Source organism: Streptomyces venezuelae, assembly GCF_008642335.1.
GTDB lineage: Bacteria > Actinomycetota > Actinomycetes > Streptomycetales > Streptomycetaceae > Streptomyces > Streptomyces venezuelae_F.
In genome coordinates, this window is record NZ_CP029191.1 from 7187185 (window position 1) to 7206269 (window position 19085).

Annotated in this window: 2 protein-coding genes; both read left to right on the forward strand. The window is 73.6% G+C overall.

Going from position 1 to position 19085, the window contains the following annotated elements:
- The first annotated feature begins 4 nt into the window (after positions 1 to 4).
- Entirely contained in the window at positions 5 to 6673 is a 6669-nt protein-coding gene (locus DEJ49_RS32110) for a type I polyketide synthase (RefSeq protein ID WP_150187352.1), read from the forward strand.
- Between the two features lie 57 nt (positions 6674 to 6730).
- Positions 6731 to 19018, forward strand: coding sequence for a type I polyketide synthase (locus DEJ49_RS32115; RefSeq protein ID WP_150187353.1), 12288 nt, complete (start codon positions 6731 to 6733; stop codon positions 19016 to 19018).
- Positions 19019 to 19085 lie beyond the last annotated feature (67 nt).

The window sequence follows — 19085 nt, forward strand, 5'->3', positions numbered from 1 at the left end:
CCACATGGCGAGTGAAGAGCAACTGGTCGAGTATCTGCGCAGGGTGACCACCGAGCTCCACGACACGCGTCGGCGCCTGGCGCAGGAGGAGGACCGCAGGCACGAGCCGATCGCGGTCGTCGGGATGGCCTGCCGCTTCCCGGGCGGCGTGGCCTCCCCGGAGGACCTCTGGGACCTCGTCGCCGCGGGGAAGGACGCCATCGAGGACTTCCCGACCGACCGCGGCTGGGATCTTGAGGCGCTCTACCACCCGGACCCGGCCCACTACGCCACCAGCTACGTGCGCCACGGCGGTTTCGTCGACGACGCGGGCTCCTTCGACGCCGACTTCTTCGGCATCAGCCCGCGCGAGGCGCTGGCGATGGACCCGCAGCAGCGCCTGATGCTGGAGACGTCCTGGGAGCTGTTCGAGCGTGCCGGCATCGACCCCGTCTCCCTCAAGGGCAGTCTCACGGGCGTCTACGCGGGTGTGTCGAGCGAGGACTACATGTCCCAACTCCCGCGCATCCCCGAAGGGTTCGAGGGGCACGCCACCACGGGCAGCCTCACGAGCGTCATCTCCGGCCGGGTGGCCTACAACTATGGCCTCGAAGGCCCCGCCGTCACCGTCGACACGGCCTGCTCCGCCTCGCTCGTCGCGATCCATCTGGCGAGCCAGGCGCTGCGCCAGGGCGAGTGCGACCTGGCGCTCGCGGGCGGGGTGCTCGTGCTGTCGAGCCCGCTGATGTTCACCGAGTTCTGCCGCCAGCGTGGACTCGCGCCGGACGGCCGCTGCAAGCCGTTCGCCGCCGCGGCGGACGGCACCGGCTTCTCCGAGGGCATCGGCCTGATCCTGCTCGAACGCCTCTCGGACGCCCGCCGCAACGGCCACAACGTCCTGGCCGTCGTCCGCGGCTCGGCCGTGAACCAGGACGGCGCGAGCAACGGCCTCACTGCCCCCAACGACGCCGCGCAGGAACAGGTCATCCGAGCCGCCCTCGCGAGCGCCCGCCTCGCCCCGGCCGAGGTGGACGCGGTCGAGGCGCACGGCACCGGCACCAAACTGGGCGACCCCATCGAGGCCGGCGCCCTGCTCGCCACCTACGGTCAGCACCGCGAGCGGCCGCTCCTGCTCGGCTCCCTCAAGTCCAACATCGGCCACACACACGCCACCGCCGGTGTCGCCGGAGTCATCAAGACCGTCATGGCGATCCGCAACGGTCTGGTGCCCGCCACACTCCACGTCGAGGAGCTCAGCCCGCACGTCGACTGGGACGCGGGCGCGGTCGAGGTCGTCACCGAGCCCACACTCTGGCCCGACACAGGCCACCCGCGCCGTGCGGGCGTGTCCGCGTTCGGGATCTCGGGGACCAACGCCCATCTGATCCTGGAGGAGGCGCCGGAGCACACATCGGAGTACACGCCGGAGGAGGTACCTGGTCATCACCCGTCCGTGGCGGGCAGCGCGGTGGTTCCGTGGGTGGTTTCCGGCAGGACGCCCGAGGCGCTGCGCGAACAGGCCCGCAGGTTGGGCGAGTTCGTGGCCGGGGACACGGAGGCGCTGCCGGGCGAGGTCGGCTGGTCACTGGCGACGACGCGGTCGGTGTTCGAGCACCGGGCCGTGGTGGTGGGCCGGGACCGGGACGCGTTGACGGACGGTCTTGGGGCGTTGGCGTCCGGTGCGGTGTCGCCGGGTGTGGTGTCCGGGGTGGCGTCGGGTGATGTGGGTCCTGGCCCGGTGTTGGTGTTTCCGGGGCAGGGGTCGCAGTGGGTGGGGATGGGGGCTCGGCTGCTGGACGAGTCACCCGTGTTCGCGGCGCGTATTGCCGAGTGCGAGCAGGCGCTGTCCGCGTACGTTGGCTGGTCGTTGTGTGAGGTGTTGCGCGGGGACGGGAGTGAACTGTCCCGCGTCGAGGTCGTGCAGCCGGTGTTGTGGGCGGTGATGGTGTCGCTGGCTGCGGTGTGGGCTGACCAGGGGGTCGCTCCGGCTGCGGTGATCGGGCATTCGCAGGGTGAGATGGCTGCCGCGTGTGTGGCGGGTGCGTTGTCGTTGGAGGATGCGGCGCGGATCGTGGCGGTACGCAGCGACGCGCTGCGGCAGCTGCAGGGGCGCGGCGACATGGCGTCCGTCGGCGCGGGTGCCGAGCGGGTCGCCGAGCTGATCGCGGACCGGCCGGGCGTGAGCGTCGCGGCTGTCAACGGGCCGTCGTCCACCGTCATTTCGGGCTCGCCCGAGCATGTGGCTGCTGTGGTCGCCGAGGCGGAAGGCCACGGGCTGCGGGCTCGGGTCATCGACGTCGGCTACGCCTCCCACCACCCGCAGATCGACGCACTCCACGACGAGCTGACCGAGCGTCTGGCCGACATCCGGCCCGTCCCGACCGACGTCGCGTTCTACTCGACCGTCACCGCTGAGCGCCTCACCGATACCACCGTGCTCGACACCGACTACTGGGTCAGCAACCTCCGCCAGCCCGTCCGCTTCGCCGAGACGGTCGAAGCGCTCCTCGCGGACGGCTACCGGCTGTTCATCGAGGCCAGCGCCCACCCCGTCCTCGCACTCGGCATGGAGGAGACCATCGAGCAGGCCGACGTGCCCGCCACCGTCGTCCCCACCCTCCGGCGCGACCACGGCGACACCGTCCAGCTCACCCGCGCCGCCGCGCAGGCCTTCGCGGCGGGTGCCGACGTCGACTGGCGGCGCTGGTTCCCGGCCGACCCCGCCCCTCGTACCGTCGACCTGCCCACGTATGCCTTCCAGCGCCGACGCTACTGGCTGGCCGACACGGTGAAGCGGGAGGACGTCGGGCAACAGGGGTCGGCCGGGTCCGGCCACCCGCAGTTGCCCACCGCCGTCGCGCTCGCCGACGGGGGAGTGGTGCTCAACGGCCGGGTCTCCGCCGAGCGTGGGGACTGGCTGGGCGGGCATGTGGTCGCCGGGACCGTCCTGGTGCCGGGTGCGGCGTTGGTCGAGTGGGTGCTGCGGGCCGCCGACGACGCGGGCCGCGCGACGCTCCAGGAGCTGACGCTGCGGGCGCCTCTCGTGCTGCCCGAGACCGGTGGCCTCCAGGTTCAGGTCGTCGTCGATGCCGCCGACGAGCAGGGCAGGAGCGACGTACGCGTGTACTCGCGTCCTGAGCGGGACGCCGGGGCCGTGTGGGTGTGCCATGCCGTCGGCGAGCTGGGGCGGGAGCCGGGGGTAAGGCCTGCGCGGCAGGCCGGTGCGTGGCCTCCGGCGGGCGCGGAACCGGTGGACGTCGGCGCGTTCTACGAAGGTGTCGCCGCCGCCGGATACGAGTACGGTCCGGCGTTCCGCGGACTCCGTGCGATGTGGCGGGACGGAGCGGAGCTGCTGGCGGAGGTGGAGCTGCCCGAGCAGGCCGGTTCGCCCACCGGCTTCGGCATCCATCCCGCGCTGCTGGATGCCGCTCTGCACCCGCTGCTCGCACAGCGGAGTCTCGACGAGGGTGGTTCCGGGGCCGCGAATGAGCAGGTGTTGCTGCCCTTCACCTGGAGCGGTGTCTCGCTGTGGGCCACCGATGCCACGTCCGTGCGGGTGCGCATCAAGGGGCTCAGTGCGCTCAGTGCGCTCGGTGGGCCGGGTCGGCCGCGCGCGAGCGGTGAGGAGACCGTGTCGCTCGTCGTGACCGATCCCGCCGGGGCTCCCGTCCTCGACGTCGCCGAGCTGCGGCTGCGGTCCACCAGTGCCCGGCAGGTGCGGGCGGCGGTCGGGTCGGTCGGGTCCGGTGCCGATGGGCTGTACGAACTGCGGTGGACGCCGCTGCCCGTGCCGGCGGCCCCGGGTGGGGCGGACGCGGCCGATGCCGGCGGCTGTGTGACGCTCGGGGGGCTGGACGTCGAGGGAGTACGGGACCTCGCCGCGACCGACGCCACGCCACCCCCTGTGGTGCTGGTGCCTGTGGACGCTCCGGATGCGGTGACCGGTGGGGACGGATTCGCCCTGACGGTACGTGTGTTGACCCTCGTCCAGGAGTTTCTTGCCGAGCCCCGCCTTGAGCAGACGCAGCTCGTCTTCGTCACTCGGGGCGCGGCCGGTCCCGACGATGAGGAAGACGGGGTTGCGTACGCGCCGAACCAGGCGGGCGCGGCCGTGTGGGGCCTGGTGCGCAGTGCGCAGTCGGAGAACCCGGGGCGGTTCGTCCTGCTCGACATGGATGTCGCTCTCGATCCCGACGACCATGAGGTTCTGCGTACTGTCCAGTGCGCTACCGACGTCGACGAGCCCCAAGTCGCCGTGCGAGGCGGACAGTTGCTGTTGCCCAGGTGGGCGCGGGCCGATGCGACGGCCGAGGTGTCCGGGCCGCCCGGTGCGCGGGCCTGGCGGCTCGTCGGCGGTGCATCCGGAACGCTCGACGCCGTCGAGGCCGTGGCCTGCGAAGAGGTGCTGAGCCCCGTGGAGCCGGGGCAGGTCCGCATCGCCGTGCACACGGCCGGCGTGAACTTCCGTGACGTACTGATCGCGCTCGGCATGTATCCGGACGCCGACGCGCTGCCCGGCACCGAGGCGGCCGGTGTGGTGACGGAGGTCGGGCCGGGCGTCACCGGGCTGGCCGTGGGCGACCGGGTGATGGGCATGCTGGAGGGCGCCTTCGGGCCGTGGGCCGTCGCCGACGCGCGCATGCTGGCGCCCGTTCCGGCCGGCTGGGACATGCGGCAAGCGGCCGCCGCCCCGGCCGCGTTCCTCACCGCCTGGTACGGCCTGGTCGAGCTGGCCGAACTGCGGGCGGGCGAACGGGCGTTGATTCATGCCGCCACAGGCGGCGTGGGCATGGCGGCGGTGCAGATCGCCCGGCACATCGGGGCCGAGGTGTTCGCCACCGCCAGTCCGGCCAAGCACGGCGTGCTGGAGGAGATGGGGATCGACGCCGCCCATCGCGCCTCCTCCCGGGACCTCGCCTTCGAGGACGCGTTCCGGCAGGCCACCGGCGGCCGCGGCGTGGACGTCGTACTCAACAGTCTCACCGGCGAACTCCTCGACGCCTCCCTCCGGTTGCTCCGCGAAAGTGCGGGCGGGCGCCTCGTCGAGATGGGCAAGAGCGATCCGCGTGACCCCGAACTGGTCGCGCTGGAGCACCCCGGAGTGTCGTACCAGGCCTTCGACCTGGTCGCCGACGCCGGGCCCGAGCGGCTCAGGCGGATGCTCGACCTGCTCGGCGGCCTCTTCGCCGACGGCACCCTGGTACCGCTGCCGGTCGCGGCACGGCCCCTGGGGCGGGCACCCGAGGTGTTCCGGCACATGAGCCGGGCGAAGCACATCGGCAAGCTGGTGCTCGACGTGCCCGCTCCGCTCGACCCCGACGGCACCGTCCTCGTCATCGGAGGCACCGGCACGATCGGCGCCGCCGTCGCCGAACATCTGGCGCGCACGGGCGAGAGCAGGCACCTGCTCATCGCGAGCCGCAGCGGAGACGCGGCAGAGGGCGCGAGGGAACTCGCCTCACGGATTGTCGAAGGGGGTGCCGACGTCACCTTCGCGGCCGTCGACGTGAGCGAGCCCGGCGCCGTCGCCGCGCTGATCGCCGGGATCGATCCGGCGCACCCGCTGACCGGCGTCGTGCATGCCGCCGGTGTGCTCGACAACGCCATGATCGGCGGCCAGAGCCCGGAAAGCCTCGCCAGGGTGTGGGCGTCGAAGGCGGCGGCCGCGTACGAACTCCACGAAGCCACGCGCGAGATGCGGCTCGGCCTGTTCGTGACGTTCTCCTCCTTCGCCTCCACCCTGGGCACCCCCGGCCAGGCCAACTACGCCGCGGCCAACGCCTACTGCGACGCCCTGGCCGCGCACCGCCGCGCGGAGGGCCTCGCCGGGCTCTCCGTGGCGTGGGGGCTGTGGGAGACCGCCAGCGGCCTGACCGGCACGCTGTCCGCGGCCGACCGAGCCCGCATCGACCGGTACGGCATCAAGCCGACCGGCGCGGCCCGCGGCTGCGCCCTACTGGCCGCCGCACGCGCCCACGGACGTCCCGACCTGCTCGCGATGGACCTCGACCCTCGTGTTCCGGCCGCCTCCGACGCGCCTGTCCCCGCCGTCCTGCGCACGCTGGCGGCGACGGCCGCGGCGACATCCACCACGGCGCGTCCCACCGCGGCCGCGGCGGGCGAGGCCACGGACTGGTCCGGCAGGCTCGCCGGCCGCACCGCCGAGGAACGTCTTGAACTCCTCACCACGCTGGTGCGCACCCAGGCGGCCGGCGTGCTCGGCCACGCGGACCCGGACGCCGTGCAGGTCGACACGCCGTTCAAGGAGCTCGGCCTCGACTCGCTCACCGCCGTGGAACTCCGCAACAGGCTTGCCGCCGCGACCGGCCTCAAGCTGCCCGCGGCGCTCGTCTTCGACTATCCCCAGGCCCACATGCTCGCCGCCCACCTGGCCGAACGGCTCGCCCCCGACGAGGCGGCGCAGGCGGGACGGACGGGCCGGGCGGCGAACGGCGACATGACCGCCCAGGTCCTTCAGGAGGTGGCCCGGGTCGAGCACGCCCTGTCCGCCGCCGTCGCCCAGGGACTCGACCGGGCAGCTGTCGCGGCCCGCCTGGAGGCACTGCTCGCCCGCTTCGCGGCGAGCACGTCGAGCGCGGCCGCCGCGGCGGACGGCGACGACGCGGTGGACCAGCTGGAGACGGCCACCGCCGAGCAGGTACTGGACTTCATCGACAACGAACTCGGGGTGTGAGCCGCGTGCCGGCCGCACACCTCGCGTCGCGATCACGGGCGGGGAGTTAAAGCGCACATGGTGAGCGAAGAGAAACTGGTCGACTACCTCAAGCGTGTCTCCGCGGATCTGCACGCCACCCGGCAGCGGCTGCGCGAGGCGGAGGAGCGCGACCAGGAACCGGTGGCCGTGGTCGAGATGGCCTGCCGCTACCCCGGCGGCGTCCGCACCCCCGAGGACCTGTGGGAGCTTGTCTCCACGGGCGGCAACGCGCTGGGCCCGTTCCCCGACAACCGCGGGTGGGACCTGGAGCGGCTCTTCCACCCCGACCCCGACCACCCCGGGACGAGCTACGCGCGCGAGGGCGGGTTCGTCCACGACGTCGACCGGTTCGACCCCGAGTTCTTCGGCATCAGCCCGCGCGAGGCCGCGGTCCTCGACCCGCAGCAGCGGCTCCTCCTGGAGTGTGCCTGGGAGGCGCTGGAGCGCGCGGGCATCGACCCGCAGTCGCTGCGGGGCAGCAGTACCGGCGTGTACGCGGGCGCCGCGCTGCCCGGTTTCGGCACGCCGCACATCGACGCGGCGGCGGAGGGCCACCTGGTCACGGGCAGCGCCCCGAGCGTCCTCTCCGGCCGCCTCGCCTACACCTTCGGCCTCGAAGGGCCCGCGGTGACGATCGACACCGCCTGCTCGTCGTCGCTCGTCGCCGTGCACCTGGCCGCGCACGCGCTGCGGCGGCGCGAGTGCGACCTGGCGCTCGCGGGCGGCGTCACCGTCATGCCCACGCCGTACGTCTTCACCGAGTTCTCGCGCCAGCGCGGCCTCGCCGCCGACGGCCGCTGCAAGCCGTTCGCGGCCGCCGCCGACGGCACCGCCTTCTCCGAGGGCGCCGGACTCCTCGTACTGGAACGCCTCGCCGACGCCCGGCGCGCCGGGCACCGGGTCCTCGCCGTCATCCGCGGCTCGGCCGTCAACCAGGACGGCGCGAGCAACGGCCTCACCGCCCCCAACGGGCCCTCGCAGCAGCGCGTGATCCGTGCCGCCCTCGCCGGGGCGCGGCTCTCGCCCGCGGAGGTCGACGCGGTCGAGGCGCACGGCACGGGCACCCGGCTCGGCGACCCCATCGAGGCCGACGCGCTCCTCGCCACGTACGGACAGGAGCGGCACGAGGGCCGGCCGCTGTGGCTCGGCTCGGTCAAGTCCAACATCGGGCACACGCAGGGCGCCGCCGGGGCGGCGGGACTCATCAAGATGGTGCAGGCGCTGCGGCACGGGACGCTGCCCGCCACGCTGTACGTCGACGAGCCCACACCGCACGCCGACTGGGAGTCGGGCGCGGTGCGGCTGCTCACGGAGCCGGTCGCATGGCCCGCGGGCGAGCGGGTGCGCAGGGCGGGGGTCTCGTCGTTCGGCATCTCCGGCACGAACGCCCACCTCATCCTGGAGGAGGCGCCTTCCGCCGCCGGGAGGGAGCCGGAGGGGGCTGCTGACGGGGCTCGGCCCCCGGCGGTGCGGGCACCGGCGCCGTGGCTGCTTTCGGCGCGTACGCCCGAGGCGTTGCGGGCGCAGGCGGACGCGTTGGCGGGTTACGTCGCGGCGCGGGACGGCATGGTCGGCAACCACGCCGACATTGCCGGGACTCTGCTCCGTCGCACGCTTTTCGAGCACCGTGCGGTCGTATTCGGTGGTGAGGGCGATGAGAGCGGCGCGGCCAGTGAGCGCGGTGAGCGGGTTGCCGCGCTGGCCGCACTCGCGGGCGGACGCACGCACCCCGCCCTCGTGCGTGCCGCGGGCCCTGCCCGGAGCGGCGGCACCGCCTTCCTCTTCACCGGGCAGGGAAGCCAACGCCCTGGCATGGGCGCCGAGTTGTACGCCGCCTTCGATACGTTCGCGCGGTCACTGGACGAGACCTGCGCCCATCTGGACCCGCTCCTCGAACAGCCCCTGCGTGACACCCTGTTCGCCCCCGCCGACACCGCGCGGGCCGCCGCGCTGCACGGGACCGGGGTGACCCAGGCCGCCCTGTTCGCGCTCGAAGTGGCTCTGTACCGGCTGGTGACCTCCTTCGGGATCACCCCGAGCCATCTGACGGGTCACTCCGTCGGCGAGATCGCCGCCGCGCACGTCGCCGGGGTGCTCACCCTGCCCGACGCCTGCACGCTGGTCGCCGCTCGCGGACGCCTCATGCAGGCCCTTCCGGCGGGCGGCGCGATGCTCGCCGTGCAGGCCGCCGAGGACGACGTACTGCCGCTGCTCGCGGGGCGCGAGGCGCGTCTCTCCCTCGCCGCCGTCAACGGTCCCACCGCCGTCGTCGTGTCCGGCGACGCCGACGCCGTCGCGGACGTCGAGCAGACCCTGCGCGGGCGCGGGCTCAAGACCAAACGGCTCAACGTCAGCCACGCCTTCCACTCACCGCTCATCGAGCCCATGCTCGACGACTTCCGTGCCGTGGCCCGCACCCTGACCTTCCATGCGCCGACCCTGTCCGTCGTCTCCAACCTCACCGGCCGTCTCGCCGACGCGGAGCTGCTCGCCGACCCCGAGTACTGGGTACGGCACGTGCGGCAGCCCGTGCGGTTCCACGACGGGTTGCGCACGCTGGGCGACCGGGGCGTCGTGCGCTATCTGGAACTGGGGCCCGACCCGGTCCTCGCCACGATGGTCCAGGACTGCCTCCCGGCCCGGACGGGCGACGAGGGCGCCGCCGCCGAGCCGGTCGTCGCCGCCGCGCTGCGCTCCGGGCACGACGAGGTCCGCACGCTGCTCGGCGCCGTCGCCGCGCTCCACGTCGACGGAGAGCCGGCCGACCTCGGCGTCCTCGTCCCCGCCGACGCGGAGCAACTGCCGCTGCCCACCTACCGGTTCCAGCGCCGACGCTACTGGCGCCCCACCCCCGACGCCGCCGCCCCGGCCCGCGCGGCCGGCCTCCAGGAGACCGGCCACCCCCTCCTTCCCGCCGTCATCCACCAGGCCGACGGCGGCCTCCTGCTCGCGGGACGCCTCTCCCTGCGTACGCAACCGTGGCTCGGCGACCACGCCATCGCGGGCGGCGTACCGCTGCCGGCCACCGCGTTCGTCGAACTCGCGCTGCTCGCGGGGAGGCACGGTGATTGCGACACGATCGAGGATCTGACACTGGAAACGCCGCTGGTGCTCGAAGACTCGGGTGCCGGAGTGCACGGTGGCGATGGTGACGGCGGTGTCGGTGTCGGTGTCGGCGGAGGCGCTGACGCTGACGCGGTGAAGGTGCAGGTCGCGCTCGGTGCCCTCGACGAGTCCGGCAGCCGCACGCTCACCATCCACTCCCGGCCCGCGGGTGCCGAAGGTGACGAGGAGGCGGGCGGGGACGGCGACCACGCGTACGGATGGCGCCGCCACGCCACCGGGATCCTCAGGACGGGTCGGGCCGCAGAGCGGCCGTCCACGCACGCGTCCACGCTCCCGTCCGAGCCGGGAATCACCCCGTGGCCGCCCGCCGATGCCACCGCCCTCGACGTCGACGCGCTGTACGCCCGCCTCGACGCGCAGGGCTACAACTACGGACCGGCCTTCCGCGCGGTACGCGCCGCCTGGCGGCACGGCGACGAGCTGTACGCGGATGTCCGCCTCGCCGACGAACAGCGCGCCGAGGCCGCCGAGTTCGCACTCCACCCGGCCCTGTTCGACGCCGCGCTGCACGTGGTGGACGAGCTGTACCGGGGCGAGGACGGCGTGACGGAGCCGACCGGGGCGTCCGAAGCGCGGGTGCGGCTGCCGTTCTCCTTCAGCGACGTACGCCACTACGCGACCGGCGCCACGCGCCTGCGCGTCCGGCTCGGCCCTCGGGGCGACGACCGGCTGCACCTCACCCTGACGGACACCGAAGGTGCGCCCGTCGCCACGGTCGACGCCCTCCAGCTGCGTATCGTCGCCGCCGACCGCTGGCGGACCGCGCGTCCGGCGGCCGGGCTCCCGCTGCACCACGTGGAGTGGCAGCAACTGCCGCTGCCGGATGCGCCGTCGACGGCGGCCGCCACGTGGGCCGTGCTCGGCCCCGACGACCCGGGCCTGGGCCCCGCCGTGAACCGCCACCCGGATCTGGCCGCCCTGACGGACGCCGTGGCGAAGGGCGAGCCTGTACCGGACATCGTCGTCGCGCCCATGCTCCCCGAGGACACGGACGCGGCGGCCGCGAAGGGTGACGCCCCCGACCGGGACGATCCGGCGAGCGACCTGCCCGCCCGCGTACGGACACACGCGCAACGTGCCCTCGACCTGCTCCGCGCCTGGTTCGCCGCGGACACCCTGACCGCCGCCCGCCTCGTCATCCTCACGACGGGCGCCGTCACCACAGGCCCGGACGACGCCCCCGCGGACCTGGCCACCGCCCCCCTGTGGGGCCTGGTCCGCGCCGCCCAGGCGGAGCAGCCCGACCGCGTCCTGCTCGTCGACATCGACGAGACCCGAGCATCACGCGACGCCCTGCCCGCGGGGGTGACCGCGGCGATGTCGCACGCCGCGGAGTCGGAACTGGCCCTACGCATGGGCACGCCACGGGTACCCCGCCTCACCGCGACTCGGACTCCGACTCCGACTCCGTCCCTGGGCCTGGCAGCGTCGCCGTCCCTGGGCTCGGCCGGGACCCCGTCCCAAGGGTCGGCCGCGTCACCGGCCGCGGTGTCGGCCTCTGCGGCAATCCGGAGCTCGACGTCTCCCTTGGCGCCGGCGCCGCCCCCCTTCCCCCCAACCGGCACCACCCTCATCACCGGTGGTACCGGTGGCCTCGGGCGGGCCGTTGCCCGGCACCTCGCCACCGCTCACGGCGTACGCCACCTGCTCCTCGTGAGCCGGCGCGGCGAGGGCGCCGACGGTGTCGCCGAGTTGCGGGACGACCTCGCGGACGTCGACGTCGACATACGCGTCGCCGCCTGTGACATCACCGATCCCGACGCGCTGGCCCGGCTCGTCGCGGGCATCCCCGACGCCCACCCCCTCACCGCCGTCGTCCACACCGCGGGCGTCATCGACGACAGCCTCATCGCGTCGATGACACCCGAAAGGCTCGACACCGTTCTCGCGCCCAAGGCCGACGCCGCCTGGACCCTGCACGAACTCACCCGCGACATGAACCTGTCCGCGTTCGTCCTGTTCTCCTCCGGCGCCTCTATCCTCGGCAACGGCGGCCAGTCCAACTACGCCGCCGCCAACACCTTCCTCAACACCCTCGCCGAACACCGCCGCGCCCAAGGCCTCGCCGCCACCTCCCTGGCCTGGGGCCTGTGGGAATCCGCGTCCGGCGGCATGGCCGCCCGGCTCGGCGACACCGACCGCGCCCGCATCCACCGCACCGGCGTCGCCGGCCTCACCGACGAGCAGGCCCTCGCCCTCTTCGACACCGCCCTGACGGCCCCGCACCCCACGGTCCTCGCCACCCGCTTCGACCGCGCCGCACTGCGCGCCCAAGCCGCCGACCACACCCTCCAGCCCGCCCTGCGCGGCCTCGTGCGCACCCCCCGGCCCACCGTGGCCGCCACTGAAGACAACACCGCGGCTCCCGCCTCCTGGACCGCCCGCCTGGCGCGCCTCTCCGCCGCCGACCGGGACCGCGCCCTGAGCGACCTCGTCCGCGAACAGATCGCGACCGTCCTCGCCCACCCCGCCCCCGAGTCCCTCGAACTGAGCCGCGCCTTCCAGGAGTTGGGCTTCGACTCGCTCACCGCCCTGGAACTCCGCAACCGCCTCTCCACCGCCACGGGCATCCGCCTCCCCGCCACACTCATCTTCGACCACCCCAGCCCCACCGCCCTCGTACGCCACCTCCGCTCCCACCTCCCCGACACCGACGCATCCACCGCCCCGGCCGCCTCCGCCCCGGCGCCCCGCACCACCGCCACCGACGACGACCCCATCGCCATCGTCGGCATGGCCTGCCACTACCCGGGCGGCGTGACCTCTCCCGAGCAGCTGTGGCGCCTCGTCGCCACCGGCACCGACGCCATCGGGCCGTTCCCCGAGGACCGCGGCTGGGACACGGCCGGCCTCTTCGACCCCGACCCCGACCAGGTCGGCCACAGCTACACCCGCGAAGGCGGCTTCCTCTACGACGCCGCCCGCTTCGACGCCGGCTTCTTCGGCATCAGCCCGCGCGAGGCCGCCGCCACCGACCCGCAACAACGCCTGCTCCTCGAAACCGCCTGGCAGGCCTTCGAACACGCCGGGATCGACCCGGCCACCCTCCGCGGCACCTCGTGCGGCGTCATCACCGGGATCATGTACGACGACTACGGCTCCCGCTTCCTCGCCCGCAAGCCGGACGGCTTCGAGGGCCGCATCATGACCGGCAGCACCCCGAGCGTCGCCTCGGGCCGGGTCGCGTACACCTTCGGCCTGGAGGGCCCCGCCATCACGGTGGACACGGCATGCTCCTCCTCGCTCGTCGCCATGCACCTGGCCTCCCAGGCCCTGCGCCAGGGCGAATGCGAGCTCGCCCTCGCGGGCGGCGTGACCGTCATGGCCACCCCGAACACCTTCGTGGAGTTCTCCCGGCAGCGCGGCCTGGCCCCCGACGGCCGCTGCAAGCCGTTCGCCGCCACCGCCGACGGGACCGGCTGGGGCGAGGGCGCCGGACTCGTCGTCCTGGAACGCCTCTCCGATACCCGCCGCAACGGCCACAAGGTTCTCGCGGTCATACGTGGTTCAGCGGTGAACCAGGACGGCGCGAGCAACGGCCTCACCGCGCCCAACGGCCCCTCCCAGGAGCGAGTCATCCGCGCCGCCCTGGCCGGGTCGGGCGGCAGCCCCGACGACGTGGACGTCGTGGAGGCCCACGGCACGGGCACCACGCTCGGCGACCCCATCGAGGCACAGGCGCTGCTGGCCACGTACGGCCAAGGACGCCCCGACGAGAGGCCGTTGTGGCTCGGCTCGGTGAAGTCCAACATCGGTCACACCCAGGCCGCTGCCGGTGCGGCGGGCGTCATCAAGATGGTCATGGCGCTCCGGAACGACCTGCTGCCGCCCACCCTGCACGCCGACGAACCGACCCCGCACGTGGAGTGGGACGGCGGCGGCGTACGCCTGCTGACCGAACCCGTCCCGTGGCCGCGCGGCGGACGTCCGCGCCGGGCTGGGGTGTCGTCGTTCGGTATCTCCGGGACGAATGCGCATCTGATTCTGGAGGAGGCGCCGGAGGAGGCGGCGGCTGAGGTGGTCGCGCCGGTGCCGGATGGGTCCGTCGTGCCTTGGGTGGTTTCGGGGCGGACGGTCGAGGCGTTGCGGGAGCAGGCTCGCCGGTTGGGTGCGTTCGTGTCGCGGAGTGCTGAGGCGTTGCCGGGTGAGGTCGGCTGGTCGCTGGCCACGACCCGGTCGGTGTTCGAGCATCGGGCGGTGGTGGTGGGCCGGGGGCGGGAGGAGTTGGTGGCCGGGGTTGCGGCGCTGGCTGCTGGTGAGGTGTCGGCGGATGTGGTGGTCGGGGCTGCCACGTCGGCCGGGGCGGGTCCGGTGTTGGTGTTTCCCGGGCAGGGGTCGCAGTGGGTGGGGATGGGGGCGCGGCTGCTGGAGGAGTCGCCCGTGTTCGCGGCCCGCATCGCCGAGTGCGAGCAGGCGCTGTCCGCGTACGTGGACTGGTCGCTGACCGAGGTGTTGTGCGGGGACGGGAGCGAGCTGGCCCGCGTCGAGGTCGTGCAGCCGGTGCTGTGGGCGATGATGGTCTCGCTCGCCGCGGTGTGGGCCGACCAGGGCATTATCCCGGCGGCTGTGATCGGGCATTCGCAGGGTGAGATGGCCGCCGCGTGCGTGGCGGGCGCGCTGTCGCTGGAGGACGCGGCACGGATCGTAGCGGTACGCAGTGACGCACTGCGGCAACTGCAGGGCCACGGCGACATGGCGTCCATCGGCACCAGTGCCGAGCGGACCGTGGAGCTCATCGGCGAGCGGCCCGACGTCTGCGTCGCCGCCGTCAACGGGCCCTCGTCGACCGTCATTTCGGGATCTCCGGAACCGGTGGCGGCCGTGGTCGCGGATGCGGAAAGCCACGGTCTGCGCGCCCGGGTCATCGACGTCGGTTACGCCTCCCACCACCCCCAGATCGACGCACTCCACGACGAGCTCACCGAACGCCTGGCCGACCTCCGGCCCGTCCCGACCGACGTCGCGTTCTACTCCACGGTGACCGCCGAACGCCTCACCGACACCACCGCCCTCGACACCGACTACTGGGTCACCAACCTCCGCCAACCGGTCCGCTTCGCCGACACCGTCGAAGCACTCCTCGCCGACGGCTACCGCCTGTTCATCGAGGCCAGCCCCCACCCCGTCCTTGCTCTCGGCATGGAAGAGACCATCGAGCAGGCCGACGCGACCGCCACCGTCGTGCCCACCCTGCGCCGCGACCACGGCGACAGCGCCCAGCTGGCCCGCGCCGCCGCCCTCGCCTTCACCGCGGGCGCCGACCTCGACTGGCGCCGCTGGTTCCCCACCGACCCCACCCCCCGCACCATCGGCCTCCCTACCTACGCCTTCCAACACCAGCACTACTGGCTGGAGGAGCCCTCTGGAGCGTTCGGCGATGCCGCCGATCTCGGGATGGCGTCGGCCGGGCATCCGCTGCTCGGTGCCTGCGTGGAACTCGCCGAGGCCGACTCGTACTTGCTCACCGGGCGGCTCTCGCGCACGGCTCCGTCCTGGCTCGCCGAGCACGTGGTGGCCGGAACGGCTCTCGTGCCGGGCGCCGCGATCGTCGAGTGGGTGCTGCGGGCAGCCGACGAGGCGGGGTGCGCGACGGTCGACGAGCTGACGCTGCAGGCGCCGCTCGTACTGCCCGAGGACGGTGGCGTGCAGATCCAGGTGTCCGTCGGAACGGCCGACGAGCAGGGCGGTCGGCGTGACGTACGGGTGTACTCGCGCCCCGACCAGGCGGGTCAGGCGGGTCGGGCGGGTCGGGCGGTCGGAGCCGACTGGCTGTGTCATGCGACCGGTGTGGTGAACTCCCAGCCCAGCGACATGGAAGCCACCGCCCTGGACGGGCGGTGGCCGCCCGCCGGTGCCGAACCCGTGGACGCGGAGGGTTTCTACTCGCAGGCCGCGGCGGCGGGCTACGAGTACGGTCCCGCGTTCCAGGGCCTGCGCGCGCTGTGGCGGCACGGGACGGAGCTGCTCGCCGAGGTCGAGCTGCCCGAACCGGCCGGCGCTCACGACGGTTTCGGCATGCACCCGGCGCTGCTTGACGCCGCCCTGCATCCGCTGATGCTGCTCGACCGGCCCGAGGACGGGCAGATGTGGCTGCCGTACGCCTGGATCGGCGTGTCGCTGAGCGCGGACGGGGCGACGCGTCTCCGTGTCCGGCTCTCGCCGCAGGGGGAGTCCGCCGAGCGCGACCTGAAGGTGGTCATCGCGGACGGGACGGGCGCACCCGTCCTGAGCGTCGACGCGCTGACGCTCCGCGCCGCCGACCCCGCCCGGCTCGTGGCGGCGGCCGCCCGCGGCGGCGTCGACGGGCTCTACACCGTGGACTGGACGCCCCTGCCCGTCCCGGCCTCCGGAGACCGCGTTCCAGGCGTCGCCATGGACGGCGGGGACTGGGTCACGCTCGCGGACGGCGCGGGGATGGCCGACGTGGTGGCGGCCGCTGCTGCCGGAGGTGTGGCGCCGTGGGCCGTGGTGGCGCCCGTCGAGGGTGACGCGGACGACGGCCTGCGGGTCGCCGAACGCGTGCTCTCGGTCGTCCAGGGGTTCCTGGCTGCGCCCGAGTTGGCGGAGTCCCGCCTCATCCTGGTGACGCGCGGGGCCCAGGCCGTCGGGGAAGCCGAGGGCGACGACGACGTGGACGCGTCCGCCGCCGCCGCGTGGGGTCTCGTGCGCAGCGCCCAGTCGGAGAACCCCGGCCGATTCGTCCTGCTCGACATCGAGACCAACGGGGATGTACTCGGTCACCAAGCCGCCGTACACCACGCCGTCGACGTCCTCGATGAGCCACAACTCGCCACGCGTGCCGGGGTTTTGTATGCGCCACGCCTCACCCCCGCCCGCGTCCCCGAAGAGCTCGTCCCGCCCCTCGGGTCGTCCGCATGGCGGCTCGGTACCTCCGGTACCGCCATCCTGGAGAACCTGTCCGTGATCGACGCCCCGGAGGCGCTCACGCCGTTGGCGGCCGGACAGGTTCGGGTCTCCGTGCGGGCCGCGGGTATGAACTTCCGGGACGTGCTGATCGCGCTCGGCATGTACCCCGACAAGGGCACGTTCGCGGGGAGCGAGGGTGCCGGGTATGTGACGGAGGTCGGGCCCGGCGTCACCCACCTCGGCGTCGGTGACCGCGTGATGGGGCTGTTCGAAGGCGCCTTCGCGCCGGTGGCCGTCGCGGACGCGCGGATGGTCGTGCCGGTGCCGGAAGGGTGGAGCCTCCAGGAGGCGGCGGCTGTGCCCGTCGTGTTCCTGACTGCCTGGTACGGGCTCGTGGACCTCGGTCGGCTCACGGCGGGCGAGACCCTGCTCATCCACGCGGGCACCGGCGGCGTGGGCATGGCCGCCACGCAGATCGCTCGCCACCTCGGCGCCGAGGTGTACGCCACCGCGAGCCCCGCCAAGCACGGCGTGCTCGACGGCATGGGCATCGACGCGGGCCATCGCGCCTCGTCCCGCGACCTCGACTTCGAGGGGAGCCTGCGGGAGGCGACGGGCGGGCGCGGCATGGACGTCGTACTCAACAGTCTGGCCGGGGAGTTCACCGACGCCTCGCTGCGGCTGCTCGCGCCGGGCGGCCGCATGGTCGACATGGGCAAGACCGACAAACGCGATCCCGAGCGCGTCGCGGCCGAGCACGCGGGTGCGTGGTACCGGGCGTTCGACCTGGTGCCGCACGCCGGTCCCGACCGGATCGGGGAAATGCTCGCGGAGATGGGTGAGTTGTTCGCCTCCGGGGTGCTGGCGCCGCTGCCGGTGAAGGCGTGGCCGCTGGGCCGGGCGCGGGAGGCGTTCCGGTTCATGAGCCAGGCGAAGCACACCGGCAAACTGGTCCTCGACATACCGCCCTCCCTCGATCCGGACGGCACGGTCCTCATCACCGGCGGAACCGGGGTGCTGGCCGCCGCGGTGGCCGAGCACGTGGTCGAGAAGTGGGGCGTACGACATCTGCTGCTGGCCGGGAGGCGTGGACCGGATGCCCCTGGGTGCTCCGAACTCGTGTCCCGGGTGCAGGAGTTGGGCGCCGAGGTGTCTGTCGTCGCGGCCGACGTCGGTGACGCGGGTGCGGTGGCCGAACTCGTCGGCAAGACCGACCCCGCCCACCCGCTGACCGGTGTGATCCACGCGGCCGGCGTCCTGGACGACGCCGTCGTCACCGCACAGACATCCGAGAGCCTGGCACGGGTGTGGGCGGCCAAGGCCACCGCCGCGCGGCACCTGCACGAGGCGACACGGGAGACGCGGCTCGGACTGTTCGCCGTGTTCTCCTCGGCAGCGGCGACACTCGGCAGCCCGGGGCAGGCCAACTACGCCGCAGCGAACGCCTATTGCGACGCACTCGTCCAGCGCCGCCGCGCCGAGGGGCTCACCGGCCTCTCGATCGGCTGGGGGCTGTGGCAGACCGCAAGCGGCATGACCGGGCACCTCGGCGCGGCGGACCTGGCGCGCATGAAACGCACCGGGTTCACACCGCTCACCACGGAGAAGGGCTTGGCGCTCCTCGACGCGGCGCACGCCCACGGCCGCCCCCACATGGTCGCGGTGGACCTCGACGCGCGCGTCGTCGCCGCGCGGCCCGCCGCATCCCGGCCCGCCCTCCTGCGCGCCCTGGGCGGCGCGGCGCCGGGAACGCGGAACGTGCGCCGTACCGCAGCCACGGGCGCCGCGGCGGCGGACGGGCTCGCCGCTCGGCTCGCCGGGCTCCCGCCCGCCGAACGGCGCCGCGTGCTGCTCGACGTCGTCCGGAGCAACGTCGCGGGCGTCCTCGGGCACACCGATCACGACGCGGTCCGCCCGGACACGTCGTTCAAGGAGCTCGGCTTCGACTCCCTGACCGCCGTGGAACTCCGCAACAGGCTCGCCGCCGCGACCGGCCTCAAACTGCCCGCGGCACTCGTCTTCGACTACCCGGAGTCCGCCACCCTCGTCGAACACCTCCTGGAGCGTCTGTCGCCCGACGGTGCCCCGCAGGCGCCCAAGGACGCCGCCGACCCGGTGCTCAACGAACTCGGCAGGATCGAATCCTCCTTGGACGCTCTCGCCCTCGACGACGAGGCGCGGGGCCGCGTCACCAGGCGCCTCAACACCCTCCTGTCCAAGCTGAACGGCTCCGGACCCGATAGGGGTGCCGCGGCCGGCGTGACCGACCTGGACACGCTCGACGACGTGTCCGACGACGAGATGTTCGAGTTCATCGACCGTGAGTTGTGACCTGCCGCCCCCCCCGTACGCCCTCGTGCCCCCCGTGCCTTCGCTGAGCTGATGGAGAAGTGACGTT

Excerpts from the sequence above, each read along its gene's own strand:
- DEJ49_RS32110 (WP_150187352.1), top strand. The coding sequence starts at position 5 with ATGGCGAGTGAAGAGCAACTGGTCGAGTATCTGCGCAGGGTGACCACC.
- DEJ49_RS32115 (WP_150187353.1), top strand. The coding sequence starts at position 6,731 with ATGGTGAGCGAAGAGAAACTGGTCGACTACCTCAAGCGTGTCTCCGCG.